General features: G+C 61.7%; 13 protein-coding genes. 11 read left to right on the top strand and 2 right to left on the bottom strand.

Annotation, left to right across the window (positions count from 1 at the left end):
- Positions 1-287 precede the first annotated feature (287 nt).
- Positions 288-1241 carry a tripartite tricarboxylate transporter substrate binding protein gene (locus WKI89_RS14195; RefSeq protein WP_337870702.1) on the bottom strand — a complete coding sequence of 318 codons (954 nt, stop codon included), beginning with the start codon at positions 1239-1241 and terminating at the stop codon, positions 288-290.
- A gap of 145 nt (positions 1242-1386) precedes the next feature.
- Between WKI89_RS14195 and WKI89_RS14190 the strand changes: the two genes are divergently transcribed.
- Positions 1387-2055, top strand: coding sequence for a GntR family transcriptional regulator (locus tag WKI89_RS14190; protein ID WP_337870700.1), 669 nt, complete (start codon positions 1387-1389; stop codon positions 2053-2055).
- Positions 2056-2389: 334 nt separating this feature from the next.
- Positions 2390-2827, top strand: coding sequence for a CoA-transferase (locus WKI89_RS14185; protein ID WP_337870698.1), 438 nt, complete (start codon positions 2390-2392; stop codon positions 2825-2827).
- Here the strand turns inward: WKI89_RS14185 and WKI89_RS14180 are convergent.
- Complete coding sequence (locus WKI89_RS14180) at positions 2790-3386, bottom strand: glycerol-3-phosphate acyltransferase (protein ID WP_337870697.1); 597 nt, start codon at positions 3384-3386, stop codon at positions 2790-2792. The genes WKI89_RS14185 and WKI89_RS14180 overlap by 38 nt on opposite strands.
- 287 nt (positions 3387-3673) lie before the next feature.
- Between WKI89_RS14180 and WKI89_RS14175 the strand changes: the two genes are divergently transcribed.
- The 9 genes from WKI89_RS14175 (at position 3674) to WKI89_RS14135 (ending at position 13937) form a co-directional block, all read left to right on the top strand.
- Entirely contained in the window at positions 3674-4867 is a 1194-nt protein-coding gene (locus WKI89_RS14175) for an argininosuccinate synthase (RefSeq protein ID WP_337870696.1), read from the top strand.
- A gap of 11 nt (positions 4868-4878) precedes the next feature.
- On the top strand, positions 4879-5376 hold the full coding sequence (locus WKI89_RS14170; RefSeq protein ID WP_337870694.1) for a GNAT family N-acetyltransferase: 498 nt from the start codon (positions 4879-4881) through the stop codon (positions 5374-5376).
- Between the two features lie 13 nt (positions 5377-5389).
- The gene (gene argH / locus WKI89_RS14165; protein WP_337870692.1) at positions 5390-6808 is read left to right on the top strand and encodes an argininosuccinate lyase; all 1419 of its coding nucleotides are present in this window, start codon (positions 5390-5392) and stop codon (positions 6806-6808) included.
- Between the two features lie 9 nt (positions 6809-6817).
- Entirely contained in the window at positions 6818-7366 is a 549-nt protein-coding gene (locus tag WKI89_RS14160; RefSeq protein ID WP_337870690.1) for an N-acetyltransferase, read from the top strand.
- A 71-nt stretch (positions 7367-7437) separates the two neighbouring features.
- Complete coding sequence (locus tag WKI89_RS14155; RefSeq protein ID WP_337870688.1) at positions 7438-8532, top strand: type II toxin-antitoxin system HicB family antitoxin; 1095 nt, start codon at positions 7438-7440, stop codon at positions 8530-8532.
- A 103-nt stretch (positions 8533-8635) separates the two neighbouring features.
- The gene (gene carA / locus WKI89_RS14150) at positions 8636-9802 is read left to right on the top strand and encodes a glutamine-hydrolyzing carbamoyl-phosphate synthase small subunit (protein WP_337870686.1); all 1167 of its coding nucleotides are present in this window, start codon (positions 8636-8638) and stop codon (positions 9800-9802) included.
- A 53-nt stretch (positions 9803-9855) separates the two neighbouring features.
- A complete protein-coding gene (locus tag WKI89_RS14145) occupies positions 9856-10050 on the top strand; it encodes a hypothetical protein (RefSeq protein ID WP_337870684.1) in 195 nt (64 codons plus the stop codon).
- Positions 10028-10438, top strand: a complete 411-nt coding sequence (locus WKI89_RS14140) for a hypothetical protein (protein WP_337870682.1) — start codon at positions 10028-10030, stop codon at positions 10436-10438. The genes WKI89_RS14145 and WKI89_RS14140 overlap by 23 nt, the downstream gene beginning before the upstream one ends.
- A 130-nt stretch (positions 10439-10568) precedes the next feature.
- A complete protein-coding gene (locus tag WKI89_RS14135) occupies positions 10569-13937 on the top strand; it encodes a diguanylate cyclase (protein WP_337870680.1) in 3369 nt (1122 codons plus the stop codon).
- The last annotated feature ends 104 nt before the right edge of the window (positions 13938-14041 follow it).

The following is a 14041-nucleotide window of genomic DNA, read 5'->3' as shown; positions in this document are numbered from 1 at the left end:
ATTTTCCTCATTCTGGGGCCCCCGTGAGAAGGGCAAATACGCTGTTTGCAGCGACGGGCTAAGCTGCGAGGCTTCCCGTGGGGTACTCATACCGGATTCAAAAAGATAGTCATCGAACAATAATCTTTGAGTGGCTATCTTTTTGAATCCTAGAGCACTCCCTTCGGTCGGGTTAGTTCGCCACCGTTTGGTGACGAACTAACCGAATCTGGTATCAAATTGCCGCTGTTCCCCAACACAACTGGGCAGACAAAAAGGTCTGCCCAGGGGGTTCGCACATGCAGGGGTTATTTCAGCTCGTCGGCCAGGTCGGCCATGGCCCGGGTGCGCTCGGCCAGGAAGGCCTTGGTTTGCTCGTAGTTGAGGTGGTTGATGACTAGGTTGGCGTTGTTCATGAAGCGGACAAACTCCGGGTCTTGCACGGCTTTAGCAAAGGCCTGGTCGAGCTGGCGGGCCACCGAGGGCAGGGTGTGCTTGGGGGCCGCGGCCATCAGGAAGGAGGCAAAGGTCCAGTCAATGCCCAGCTCTTTCAGGGTCGGTATATCGGGGAAGGCCGGGAAGCGCCGGTCGGTCATAAAGGCCAGGTAGCGGGCCTCACCAGCCTTGACCAGCGCGCTGGCCTCGCCAATGGAAACGAAGGCCACGTTGATTCCGCCTGAGATGAGCTCTTGCAAGGCAGCGGCGGCACCCTGTGCGGGTACCCAGGGCAAGGCCGCGTCTTTCAGGCCAAGCTTTTTGAGGAAGCCCAGCCGGGCATAGTCATAGGAGCCCGCGCGGGCAGTGCCGGAGGCCTTGTACTTGCCGGGGTTGGCCTTGATATCGGTGATGAACTCCTGGGCGGTTCTCCACGGGGCGTCCTTGCGCACCACGATGGCGACGGGGTTCAGCACCAGGAGCGCGATGGGTGTGAAGGCATCGGCGCTAATTTTGGTCTGGTTGACCCAAGCCGGTAGCACCACTTCCAGGGTGATGATGCCAACGGTGTAACCGTTGGGGTCGCCCTGGGCGATGGCAGCGTGGCCGATGGCCCCTCCACCGCCGGTGCGGTTGACCACCTGTACCGGCTGGCCCAGGATGTTGCCCAGCACTGGGGCTAAAGAACGGGCGGTGAGATCGGTGCTGCCGCCGGGCGACCAGGGCACGATCAGGGTAATGGGACGAACTGGGTAGCGCTGTCCCAGCGCCACCAGGGTAAGCGCCAGAACTGCGACAACCGCCAGGATGCCAAACACTCGCTTCATGTGAACTCCTCCCTTGCTCGATAGCATCAAAGGTGAACCGCGCTGTGGATGTCCTGTGGGACGGTGGACAATCTAACACAGTTCTTCTAAAGATGCAACTGACATCTCAGTTGTATTTTAGTAAGCATCTTGCTAGACTGGGCTCATGATCCAATCTGGCGATGTGGAGGAGCTGCCCTTACGGGAACAGGCCTACCTGCACATTAAGCGCCTGATTCTCAACGAGGAGCTACCACCCAACAGCTTTTTATCGGAACGGAGCCTGGCCCAGCAGCTTGGTATGAGCAAAACCCCGGTGCGGCTGGCCATCGCCCGCCTCGAGAACGAGGGTTTTGTGCGGGTCTCGCCCCAGCAGGGCATTGTGGTACTGGCCCTTAGCTTTGAAGAGGTGCTCGAGCACATTGATTTTCGCCTGGCCCTGGAAAGCTTTGTGGTTAAGAGCCTGGCGGGAAGTCTGAGTCGTTCCCAGGCCAAAGCTTTGCAGGAGCACATCGAGCAGCAGCAAACCCTTGCCAAAAGCCCCCAGACCCAGACCGAGCAACTGGTCTACGCCGATATGGCCTATCACCGGCAACTGGCCGTCACCCTGGGCAACCGCCAGATTGTGCAGGCCCTCGAGCGCCAGCAGGACATGCTGTACCGGGTCGCGCACCGCGTTTATCAAAAGCACCCTTCCCGCCGTGAGCAAAGCATTGCTGAGCACCAGCGCCTATTGCAGTTTTTGCTCGAGGGCGCACAGGCCGAGGCCCTGGAACTGATTGAGCAGCATATCATTCGCATTAAGTCTTTGTTGATCAACGCTGCTGTGGACTGATACCCGATGTGGAGACCGTTTTAGTGCGGACCGGGAAGTTATTTCTTGATGGTGTATCGGCATGTTGTTGTGCGGCTGTGGTCAATAACGTAGCTGAGCCGGGCTGAGAATGGGCAGCTATTGCGCAACGGTTAAGCCGCACAGACGGTGCGATGGACTAGCCCATCTACGTGGGAAAAAATCCCGTCACAGCCCTGCCGGGGCGTCTTATACGCATTCCGGCAGTATCGTTCACTTTTGAAAGCTTAAACGATACTGCGTTCACTTTTGAAAGCTTAAACGATACTGCCGGTATGCACTCTTACTCCCTTTGGTCGGCTTGAACCCCTCACCTTTGACTGCACCCAAAGGTGAAGGTTTCAAGCGGAACCGGTATTACTTCGACAACACCGACCCCTTCGCCATGATTCATGGGGGGTACGTGGACGTGGCGGTGATGGGCGGTTTGCAGGTAGACGAGCGGGCCAACCTGGCCAACTGGGCCGTTCCGGGCAAGCCCCTGCTGGGGGTTGGGGGGGCCATGGACCTGGCCTCGGGGGCACAAAAGCTGATCATCACCATGACCCATACCAACCCCGACGGCTCGCCCAAAATCGTGCCGGAGTGCACCCTGCCGCTCACCGCGGTGGGCGCGGTAGACCTGGTCATTACCGAGCTGGCGGTGTTTGGCTATCCCGACGGGCGCCTGACCCTGCAGGAGCTGATGCCGGGGGCAACCCTCGAGGAGGTCAGGGCTAAGACCTCGGCCCGCTTTGTGGAGGCCTTAAGGTAGGTGGGCCGGCCTGGCGGTTCCAGTCGCCCAGATAGCGGAGCACCACCGGCGCCGCCAGGCCAAAGCCAAACCACAGGTAAGGGAGGCTGCCCCCGATAAAAAGCGCCGCCAGTGGAAAAGCCAAGGCGGCCAGCACCACGCCCCGGTAGCGGCTGCGGGTAAGCAAAAAGGCCAGCCCAAACAGCCCCAGAGCGGCTGCGAGCAGCGTGGGCTGGACGGCGAACAAGACCCCCACTGAAGGGGCGATGCCCTTGCCCCCGCGCCCTAAAAGCCATAGCGAGTAGCAGTGCCCCAGCACCGCCAGGGCCCCGGCCAGCAGCCCGCCCCCTGGGTCGCGCGCCAAAAACTCGCCCAGCGCCACTGCCATAATGCCCTTGGAAACGTCCAGCACCAGCACCATCAGCCCCGGCACGGCCCCCAACACCCGCCAGGCGTTGGTGGCCCCGATGTTGCCCGAACCCTCGAGCAGCAGGTTTTTGTTTTGCAGCACCCCAAACCAGTAGGCAAAGGGCAGTGAACCCAGCAGATAGCCGGCCAGGCCAGCATAAAGCCATTCCATAGCCTTCAGGCTATCAAACGGCCGTAGGTTGGGCGCGCCGAAGTTTTGAACATTTATGCAACCTTACCCCTTGCTTATGCGTGTGCACATAGACAAATGATGGTATCTTGATGCAAGCCCATTTTGCTGACCGCTGCCGCACAGCCTGCTAATTTCCGGCCAAAACCACCTTGACCGGGCCGGGCGCGGTATGTATCCTTATACTTCACGCCTGGGTTGTATCCAGGGCGGTTTGGCGGTACTGTATGGCTTTGTGTGGGGCCTGTGGCCCACGCCGAGGTGAATGAATGAAAATCGTGCTTGCATACTCCGGCGGTCTGGACACCAGCATCATCCTGAAGTGGCTCATTGAAAACTACAACGCCGAGGTGATCACCTTCACCGCCGATATCGGCCAGGGCGAGGAGGTCGAGGAGGCCCGGCGCAAAGCCATCCAGACCGGGGCCAGCAAGGCCTACGCCCTGGATCTGCGCGAGGAGTTCGTGCGCGACTTTGTTTTTCCCATGATGCGCTCGGGGGCGCTCTACGAGGGCTACTACCTGCTGGGCACCTCCATCGCCCGCCCGCTGATTGCCAAGCACCTGGTGCGCATCGCCCAGGAGGAGGGGGCCGAGGCCATCTCCCACGGTGCGACCGGCAAGGGCAACGACCAGGTGCGCTTCGAGCTCACCGCCTACGCGCTCAAGCCCGATATCAAAGTCATCGCCCCCTGGCGCGAGTGGAACCTGGTGAGCCGCCCCCAGATGATGGAGTACGCGGCCATGCACGGGATTCCGGTGCCCACCACCCTCGAGAAGCCCTACAGCGTGGACTCCAACCTGTTGCACAACTCCTTCGAGGGCGGGGTGCTGGAAGACCCCTGGGCCGAGCCGCCCGCCGGGATGTTCCGCCTGACCCAGGACCCCTGGCAGGCCCCCGACGAGCCCGAGCTGGTGGAAATTCAGGTGGAGGGCGGCGATGTGGTGGCGGTGAACGGCGAGCGGCTTTCGCCCGCCCAACTGCTGGCCCGGCTCAACGAAATTGGCGGCCGCCACGGCATCGGGCGAGTAGACCTGGTGGAGAACCGCTACGTGGGGATGAAGTCGCGCGGGGTTTACGAGACCCCCGGCGGCACCCTGATCTACCATGCCCGGCGGGCGGTGGAGAGCCTCACCCTCGACCGCGAGGTGCTGCACCAGCGCGATCAACTGGGGATTAAGTACGCCGAGCTGGTTTACAACGGCTTCTGGTTTGCCCCCGAGCGCGAGGCTTTGCAGGCCTACATGGATCACGTGGCCAAGACCGTCACCGGCACGGTGCGCTTCAGGCTGTATAAGGGCAACATCATCCTGGCTGGGCGCAAGTCGCCCCTCTCGCTCTACGACAAGAGCCTGGTCTCCTTCGACGAGAAGGGCGGTTACAACCAGGCCGACGCCGACGGCTTCATCAAGCTCAACTCCTTGCGCCTGCGGGTGCGGGCCAAGGCCCAGCCCAAGGACTAGCGGAGCCCAGCATGGCCGCCCAGGTACGCATTCGCCCCGCCACCCCCGCCGATGCAACGGCCATTGCTCTGGTGGTGCGGCAGGCCTGGGCCGACCGGGTGGCAAGGGACTCCTCGGGGCATAAAGAAAGCTCTGAGCAGGTGCGGGGTGACCTCGAGCGCGGCTACGCCTGGGTGGCCTTGGATGGAGAAGCAGTGGTGGGTACGGTGCGCCTGGTGCGGCACCCCGACCCGCTGGAGCGGGGGGTGTGGGAGGTGCGGAAGCTGGGGGTGCTACCCGAGTACCGCCGGCAGGGGGTGGCCCACCGGCTGATGGAGGCGCTACTCTGCCAGGCCTTCGAGCTGCGGGCCAGGGAGCTGCGCCTGGCCGTGCGCCACGACCAGCCCAAACTACTGAAGTGGTACACCCAGTTCGGTTTTACCTACGACCCCAGCCTGCGCTACAGCACACCCAATCCCCAGACCCCACCCCCTTTTGTGATGTCGAAGAAGCTCGAGGTGCAGTCGTGACGAGGAGGAAGGTTTGAGCCAGGAAACCCAAAAAACCTGGGGTGGCCGCTTTAGCGAGGCCCCCAGCCAGATCGCCCAGGAGTTCAACGCCTCCTGGAGCTTCGATAAGCGCCTGGCCCTGGTGGACATTCAGGGCTCGCTAGCCCACGCGGCCATGCTGGCCCAGCAGGGCATCCTGACCCCCGAGGAAGAAGTCCAGATCCGCCAGGGCCTGCTTGCGGTGCAGCAGGAGATTTTGCAGGGCAGCTTCCAGTGGCGCGAGGAACTGGAAGATGTGCACATGAACATCGAGGCCCGCCTGACCGAGCGGGTGGGCCCGCTGGGGGGCAAGCTGCACACCGCCCGCAGTCGCAACGACCAGGTGGCCACCGATCTGCGCCTATGGGTGCGGGGCGAGCTTGCGAGCCTGCTGGACGAACTAAAGGCGCTGCGCAAGGTCTTGGTGCAGGAGGCCGAGAAGCACCTCGAGCCCCCCCTGATCCTGCCCGGCTACACCCACCTGCAGCGGGCCATGCCGGTGCTGCTCTCGCACTGGTTCCTGGCCTACTACGAGATGATCTCGCGCGACGCGGGCCGTCTGCAGGACGCGCTCCACCGCCTCAACGAATCGCCCCTGGGGGCAGCGGCCCTGGCCGGTACGGGCTTCCCCATAGACCGCCACGCCACCGCGCGGGCCCTGGGCTTTACCCGCCCCATGCGCAACTCCATGGACGCGGTGGCCTCGCGCGACTTCGTGCTCGAGGTGCTGGCGGCTTTGGCCATCGGCCAGATCACCCTCTCGCGCCTGGCCGAGGAGATCGTCCTCTACACCACCTTCGAGTTCGGCTTTGCCGAGCTGCCCGACGCCTTCTCCACCGGCTCCTCCATCATGCCCCAGAAGAAAAACGCCGACCACGCCGAGCTCATCCGGGGCAAGGCGGGCCGGGTGCTGGGCAGCTTCGTCACCCTGGCTACCCTGACCAAGGGCCTGCCCCTCACCTACAACAAGGATCTGCAGGAGGATAAAGAACCCCTCTTCGACGCGGTGGATACCTACCGGGCCTCGGTCAAGCTGCTGGCCGCGATGCTGCCGGGCCTGACCTGGAAGCCGGAGCCCATGCGCAAAGCCGCCGAGTCGGGCTTCTCGCTGGCCACCGAGCTGGCCGACTACCTGGCTGAGCGCGGCCTGCCCTTCCGCGAGGCCCACCACGCGGTGGGGCGCATCGTGCGGTACTGCGCCGAACACGGCAAGGAGCTGCGCGACCTGAGCCTGTCCGAGCTGCAGGGTTTCCACCCACTCTTCGACGAGACAGCCCTGCCGCTCACCCGCCTGGAAACCGCCATCCACCGACGACGAAGCCATGGCGGAACCGCACCCGAGGCCGTCAAGGAAGTCATCAAAATTGCTAAATCCGAGGTTGAGCCAGAAAAGAACGCCTCCACAGAGGGGTAGGGGAGATGAATGAGCAGCGTGATTGAAGTGGGAACCACCATCTTGCCACGGGTGCGTTGGGACGCCAACGTTGAACTTCGCAAGGCCAAGATGAAGGATGTGGAGCCGATCTACACCCTCATCAAGTACTGGGCCGAACGCGGCCTGATGCTGGTGCGCAGCCACAACCACCTGTACGAGAACCTGCGCGACTTTTTCGTGCTGGAAGACGAAGACGGGCATATTGTGGGCAGCGGGGCCTTGCACATCCTCTGGCACGACATCGCTGAAGTGCGCGGTCTGGCGGTACATCCCGAGCGCCAAGGACAGGGGTTTGGGCGCTGGATGGCGCTGGCCGCCGAGCGCGAGGCCAAAGACCTGGGCATCCCCCAGATTTTCGCCTGGACGCTACAGGTTCGCTTTTTTACCTCGCTGGGCTACCAGGTCACCACCCGCGAGCAGCTCCCGCCCAAGGTGTTCGCCGAGTGCAGCGCCTGCCCTTTTTACGACAACTGCCGGGAGATCGGGGTGACCAAGGTGCTGGACGCCGAAAACGCCTTCCGCAAGTCCGGAGCGTGAACCGAAAAACCCCGAATATGTAGGGTTTGTGCTGCTCGGCGCACCTGGGCCAACCTATAGAATCGGAAGGTATGGGATTGATTACCGAATACCTCTCGGCGGCGCTGCGGCAGGCCCGCTACAAACCAAGCGAGGGTGGGTTTATCGAGGCCAGCGTGCCGGGGCTGGCCGGTGTGATGGTGCGGGGGCGCACCTTTGAGGAGTGCCGCGAGCGTTTACAGGACGAACTCGAGCTCTACCTGGCCCGCACCCTGCTGGCCCACGAGGCCCTGCCGGAGATACCGGGGGCCTCCAACGCCCTGCAGACCCTGGCCCTGGAGATTCACCCCAGCGCCAGCCTGGTCGAGCAGACCATTCTCCAGACCGCGCGCACCATTCTGGATGAAGTACGGCTGCTGCGGCGCGGGGGCGGAAGCCCGGAAAAGCAACGGGCCTCGGAGGCCCGGCGGCCCTCGCTGCGTATCTCCGAGTATGTGCAGGAGGTGGGACTGGGGCTACAGCCCGCCCACAATGGCCTGACCGAGGCCGAGGAAAAAATCTTCGAGCGGGTGAGCAGTTTCCTGGGTGAGCGCTACGGCTCGCTCGAGGGCCTCTACCAGAAGCTCAAGGCCGCCACCCACAAGGACAACGGCGAGTTTCAGTACTCGCTGGCCTCGCTCAGCCAGCAGGACATTGGCGCAAACACCCAGTTGTGCACCCTGCTCAAGGAGGGGGGCCTGCTCAAAAGCTACACCTACAGCCCCAAGCAGCGCCGCATTTATGGCCGCCTGGCCGACGATGGCAAGACCCGCAGCCTAATCACGGGGGGCTGGCTCGAGCGCTACGCCCGCCAGGTGGTGCAGCTCACCCTACGGCGGCGCAACATCCCCCACGACCTGCTCCTGAACCCGGTGCTGCTCTATCCCAACGGCGACCGCTTCGAGGTAGATCTGTTGTTGCGCACCCCGCAGCTCTTCTTGCTGCTGGAGTGTAAAACCGGCGGCTACGAGGAGAACCTCGAGCGCCACCAGCGCATTGCCGCCGACCTACGCATTCCCGCCAGGCAGGTGATGTACCTGCTGCTGGGTGTGCCCGAGACCGTGCTGGACGAGCTAAACCGCCAGTGGGGCTTTACCTTCGTCAACGAGAAAACCCTGCCCGAGCGGCTCGAGCGCCTGCTGGGCTAATTGCCACGACGAGGAAAAATCTGTGGTAGGGCGCTCGAGGGCGAAGATTGCATAGATTTGCAAAAAACGTGTATATTGTTCGCTTGGGAAGTGAGGCGCTGGCATGAGAGAACGCGCAGTTTTGGTTCTGGAAGATGGCACCACCTACCACGGCTACGCCTTCGGACACCGCGGTAAGAACGTGGGCGAGGTGGTGTTCAACACTGCTCAGACCGGCTATCAGGAGATCCTGACCGACCCCAGCTACAACGGGCAGATTGTGGTCATGACCTACCCCCACCAGGGCAACTACGGCGTGAATGTGTTCGACATGGAGTCCAACCGCCCCTGGGTGCGCGGTTTCGTGGCACGGGAGTTCAGCAAGTACACCGCCGGCCCCCGTGCCCAGCAGAGCCTGGAAGAGTTTATGCGCGACACCGGGGTGATGGGCCTCGAGGGCATTGACACCCGCGCCCTGGTGCGCAAAATCCGCGAGGGCGGGGTGATGAAAGGCGTAATTGCTCACGCCACCCACTTCGGCTCGCCCAGCTACCGCTTCACCCCCGAGGACATCGCGGCCCTGCGCGAGGAAGCCCGCAAATGGACCGACATTGACGGGCGCGACATGACCCCCGAGGTCTCCACCCCCCTGCCCTACCAATTCCCCACCTTCAAGGGACAGCGCCGGGTGGTGGTGATGGACTTCGGCATCAAGCACGCCCAGATGCGCTACATGGCCGAGATGGGCTTCGAGCTGATCGTGGTGCCGGGCAAAACCAGCCCCGCGCAGATCATGGCCCTGGAGCCCCACGGCCTGTTCGTCTCCAACGGCCCCGGCGACCCCAGCATGCCCCGCTACGCCCACGAGACCCTCTGGAAGCTGATGGGCCTCTTGCCCACCTTTGGCATCTGCCTGGGCCACCAGCTCCTGGGCCTGGCCGCGGGCGGGCGCACCTTCAAGCTCAAGTTTGGGCACCGGGGGGCCAACCACCCGGTCAAGAACCTGCTCACCGGCAAGATCGAGATCACCAGCCAGAACCACGGCTACGCGGTAGACCCCGACACCCTCAAGGACTTCAAGCCCACCCACATCAACCTGAACGATGGGACGCTCGAGGGCATGGCCCACCTGCGCTACCCGGTGTTTAGCGTGCAGTACCACCCCGAGGCCTGCCCCGGCCCCCACGACTCCATCTACCTGTTCCACCGCTTCTTGGAAGAGGTGGATGCCTTCAACGGCCTGACCGGGACGCCGGTGGAGAAACAGCGCGTAGGCGGTTTGGGGATTTAGTAAAGGCCCGCCCAGGTTTTTTTGGGCCATAAGCCCTCTGCTAGACTGATGGCATGAAGCCAAAGCTCGAGCGCAAACTTCAGGTATTCTCGAGCTTCGAGGAAATGGAAATTCAAGACCGCCTCGAGTGGTGGGGCAAAACCCCGCTCGAGCGCATTCATCACATCGAGTTTTTGCGGCGGCTCAACCATGGCGATGCAGCTTTCGAGCGATTACAAAGAGTTTTTGAAGTTGCTGAACGAGCATGAGGTGGAGTACCTCTTGATTGGCGGGTACGCGGTCGGGTACTACGGTTACCCGCGCTACACAGGCGACATGAATTTTTGGATCGCGGTCAATCCGGCAAATGCCAAGCGAATGGTTGAGGTGATGCGGGCGTTTGGTTTTGACTCGCCGGAGCTCACACCTGAATTGTTCCAAAATGAAAAGCTGATTCTGCGGATGGGGGTGGAGCCTTATCGCCTCGAGGTCATGACCAGAATTGACGGTGTAGAGTTCTCTGACTGCTACAGTCGCAGGGTCATCGCGGAGATAGATGGAGTGAAGGTCAACCTAATTTCGCTTGGCGACCTCAAGCGCAACAAGCAAGCCAGCAGACGGCTTAAGGATTTGGCCGACCTTGAGAACCTGCCTTAGCCTCGTGTTGTTTGAGCCGTACTATGAGTGGCTGCCGATGGTCTCACCACTCGAGATATATGCGGGCTACTTAGGTGAACAGTTGTTCCAATAACCACTTACCAAGCCTCACATCGCCTATTCTGGAGACATGGAGCGGGGGCTACATCGAACCGATCCTCTGACGGGGGTGCGGTCACGGCAGGGTTTCGAGGAAGAGATGCGGGCAATTCTGGCAACTGCCAGCGAGTTGGGCCAACATACTTCGCTGCTAATTCTCGACCTAGATCACTTCAAGAGCATCAACGATGTGTTTGGTCATACTCGAGGTGACCAGATTTTGCTCGAGTTTGTGGGCCGGGTGGGCGAGCTGGTGCGCGGTTCGGATTTGCTGTTTCGCTATGGCGGCGACGAGTTTGTGCTGGTCTTACCGCAAACCAACCAAGAGCAGGCGGCAGGGCTGGCCGAACGCTTGCTGGCCCTGATCAAAAACCAGCCCTTTGCCGGGGAACCGCCGCTGTCGGTCTCGGTGAGCATTGGCCTGGCTTCCGCAAGGCCCGGCGAGGAAGACCCTCAGGGCATGTTTGAACGGGCCGACCTCAGCCTGTATGCAGCAAAAAGGGCGGGCCGGGGTCGTCTGGCGGACTCGCAAACCCTGCAGGAAGGGGCATCGGGGCGGCTGCTGGAGCGGGAGGCAGCCAGCCAGACTGCCCACCGCTTCCTGCAAGCGCTGCCCCAGTTGCGCCGGGCCGCCCTGCTGGTGGTAGGGCCGGAGAAGGCGGGCCACAGCGGATTCTTGCGCGAGGTGAGCCAGGCCGCCAAGTTGCTGGGCTATGCTGTCGTGCAACTGGTGGGGCGGCGCGCCTACGCCACCCATCCCTTTGGGGCTTTGTTGGATGGGCTGGGTCTGGAGGAAAGCGAACAAGCCATCGCAGGGGATTGGCCGGGGCTTCTCAAAAAACTATCCGAGGTTGCGCAAGGGGTGGTCTGGTGTGTGGATCGGCTGGAACTACTGGATGCGGCCAGCCTAAACGCCCTGCAACGCTTGATCCAGGCTGGCGAAGGCCCGGTGATGGGGCTGGTGCTGGCGGGCACACCAGAGGCCAGGGCCGAAGCCTGGCTGGGTTCGATGCCGCGTGAGCACGTTGTCCTAACCCCGTTCTCCCTCGGTGCAACCAGGGTTTTTGCACGTACCCAACTGCATTGGGAAGCGCCGGAAGAATTTATTGCTTGGTTGTGGCAAAAGTCCGAAGGTCTGCCGGGTCGCATGGTGCAGATCGTGCAGGATTTGCGCCGAGCCAAAGCCCTGATTCCTGGTAGTGAGGGCTATGCCCTGATGCCCGACTATGCCCAGCGCTACGAGGGCCTGGCACCAGAAATTCCCCCAGCCTTGCCCCGGCCCAGCAGCAGCCTGATTGGCCGCGACCGTGAAGTGATGGCACTCAAACGCCTGTTGCGAGAGCGCCGACTGGTTAGTGTGGTGGGGCAGGGCGGCATGGGCAAGACCCATCTGGTGAGCCAGGTCGCGCTGGAAGTGGAGCATCTGTACCGTGATGGGGTGCGGTTCCTTTCGCTGGCCTCGCTGGCCGATGGGGCCGGGTTGGCCATGCGACTGGCCCAGGAAGTGGGCCTCAAGCCCAGGGGCGACGAGGTCGAAGCCCTAAAGCTGCATTTTGCGCAGCGGGAGATGCTGCTGGTGCTCGACAATCTGGAACACCTGTTGGAGGGGGTGGAGTTTCTATCCCGCTTGTTGACCCTGCCCGGCCTGACCATCCTGACTACCTCGAGGGAGCGCTTGCGCTTGCCCGAGGAGTGGGTTTACGAGTTGGAGGGCTTGAATCTCGTTCTAGACGAAACCAAGCCGATGACCTCGGGAGCCATGCGGCTTTTGTTGCAGGCTGCGCGGCGGGTCGAGCCAACCCTGCAACTAGGGGAGCCAGAGCTAAGAGCCGCTCAGCATATATGCAGCCTGGTAGAGGGAATGCCCTTGGGACTGGAATTGGCAGCGGCCTGGGTAAAGGTGTTGCCGCTCAGCGAGATTGCCCGCGAGATAAGGCTTAACCAGGGTTTTTTGAGCCTGCCCGAAATAGGCCTTAATCGCCCCCAGCGGCACCATAGCCTCGAGGCGGCTTTTAGCTCGTCCTGGGCTTTTCTGGAGCCTGCCCAGCAGATGATCCTAGCCAAGCTAGCGCTGTTTCGGGGAGGCTTTGACCGCAAGGCCGCCCAAGCGGTGGCGGGGGCTTCGGTTTCGTCGCTGCTTTCGCTGATTAGCCTGTCGTTGCTTAAGCGCGATCTACAACGCGAGGGGCGCTACCAGATGCACGAGTTGTTGCGCCAGTTTGCCCTGGCCAAGCTCTCCGAGATGCCAGAGATACATGCCAGCGCCCAACAAGCCCATGCCGCGTTTTATTTAGATTTTGCCGAGGCCATGGCGCCCGAACTCAAAGGGGCCCAGCAAGCGGAAGGGTTGGAGCGGGTAGCCATCGAGCTCGACAACCTCCGGGTGGCTTTGAATACCTTCCAGCAGAGGGGCGATGCCGAGGGAGGTTTGCGGCTGATGGTGGCGCTCGAGTGGTTTTTTTATGTGCGGGGGCTGTTTGCCGAAGGGGTGGGATGGCTCCAAGAATTTTTGCAGGGGACGGCGCTATCCACACAGACCCAGGCTTCGGGCTTGCGGGCTCTGGCTTCGCTCAACAAGGAATTGGGTAGGGTAGAACAGAGCAAGCAACAACTACAAGAGAGCCTCCAGCTATTTCGTAAGATCGCAGACGTACAGGGTACGGCTGCGGCACTGCACCTGTTGGGGGTCATTGCCCGCGAAATGGGACAGCAGCATGAGGCCCAGCATCTGCTAGACGAAAGCCTGCAACTGCGCAAGGCCGCGGGGGATTTGTGGGGGGTGGGAACCTCGCTCAACGACCTAGCCATTGTGCAGGCCTATCTGGGTCAGGACGCCGAAGCCAAAGAATTGTTTTTACAAAGCCTCGAGGTCAAGCGGCAGGTAGGCGATATCCAGGGAATGGCCTACGCCATTGCCAATGCCGGGCATTTTCACGGCTCTGCCGAAGAGCGAATTGCCGCTCAGGAAGAAAGCCTGATGCTCAAGCGCAAAATCAACGACCACCAGGGTATCGCCAACTCGCTGCACAACCTAGGGGGAATCTATTTGCAACAAAAAAACTACGCCCTGGCTCAGGTACGCTATATCGAGGCCTTGTCGCTTTTTTTAGAGCTGGGGGTTCCGGCTCGTCTGGCCAGTGCGTTGCTGGCCTATGCCAATTTGCTCGAGCAGGTCGGCTATATGGAGCAAGCCCTGAAAATCGTATGGGCCATTGACTGCTGGCAAAGCCAGCCAGGCAACCATCTTTCGCCAGTCAGCCAGGATACCTTCGGGCGACTCAAACACAAAGCCGGAGCAATTCCACAGGGCACTTGGATCGGCCTGGAAGATCTGGCTCGAGAGTTGATCGGGGCCTCGAGTGAACTCCTGCTTACGGAGTCTCTGGCGGGTTCGGCATGAGAACAAATGGTTAAGTGTCTCCATAGTTGAAATGCAAGATCCGATCCCCAAAGATCAGTGGGGAATTGCGTCAGGTACGCCTTGCCGATTCCGCTGGTTTTGCC

The sequence above is a fragment of the Meiothermus sp. genome (assembly GCF_037443965.1).
GTDB lineage: Bacteria > Deinococcota > Deinococci > Deinococcales > Thermaceae > Meiothermus.
The sequence above is the reverse complement of the archived record's forward strand: the minus strand, read 5'-3'. Positions and strand labels throughout refer to the sequence as shown.

Coding starts and splice junctions, on each gene's coding strand:
- WKI89_RS14155 (WP_337870688.1), top strand. CDS start 7,438: ATGGGATTGATTACCGAATACCTCTCGGCGGCGCTGCGGCAGGCCCGC.
- WKI89_RS14190 (WP_337870700.1), top strand. CDS start 1,387: ATGATCCAATCTGGCGATGTGGAGGAGCTGCCCTTACGGGAACAGGCC.
- WKI89_RS14175 (WP_337870696.1), top strand. CDS start 3,674: ATGAAAATCGTGCTTGCATACTCCGGCGGTCTGGACACCAGCATCATC.
- WKI89_RS14160 (WP_337870690.1), top strand. CDS start 6,818: ATGAGCAGCGTGATTGAAGTGGGAACCACCATCTTGCCACGGGTGCGT.
- WKI89_RS14195 (WP_337870702.1), bottom strand. CDS start 1,241: ATGAAGCGAGTGTTTGGCATCCTGGCGGTTGTCGCAGTTCTGGCGCTT.
- carA (WP_337870686.1), top strand. CDS start 8,636: ATGAGAGAACGCGCAGTTTTGGTTCTGGAAGATGGCACCACCTACCAC.
- WKI89_RS14180 (WP_337870697.1), bottom strand. CDS start 3,386: ATGGAATGGCTTTATGCTGGCCTGGCCGGCTATCTGCTGGGTTCACTG.
- WKI89_RS14170 (WP_337870694.1), top strand. CDS start 4,879: ATGGCCGCCCAGGTACGCATTCGCCCCGCCACCCCCGCCGATGCAACG.
- WKI89_RS14135 (WP_337870680.1), top strand. CDS start 10,569: ATGGAGCGGGGGCTACATCGAACCGATCCTCTGACGGGGGTGCGGTCA.
- WKI89_RS14145 (WP_337870684.1), top strand. CDS start 9,856: ATGAAGCCAAAGCTCGAGCGCAAACTTCAGGTATTCTCGAGCTTCGAG.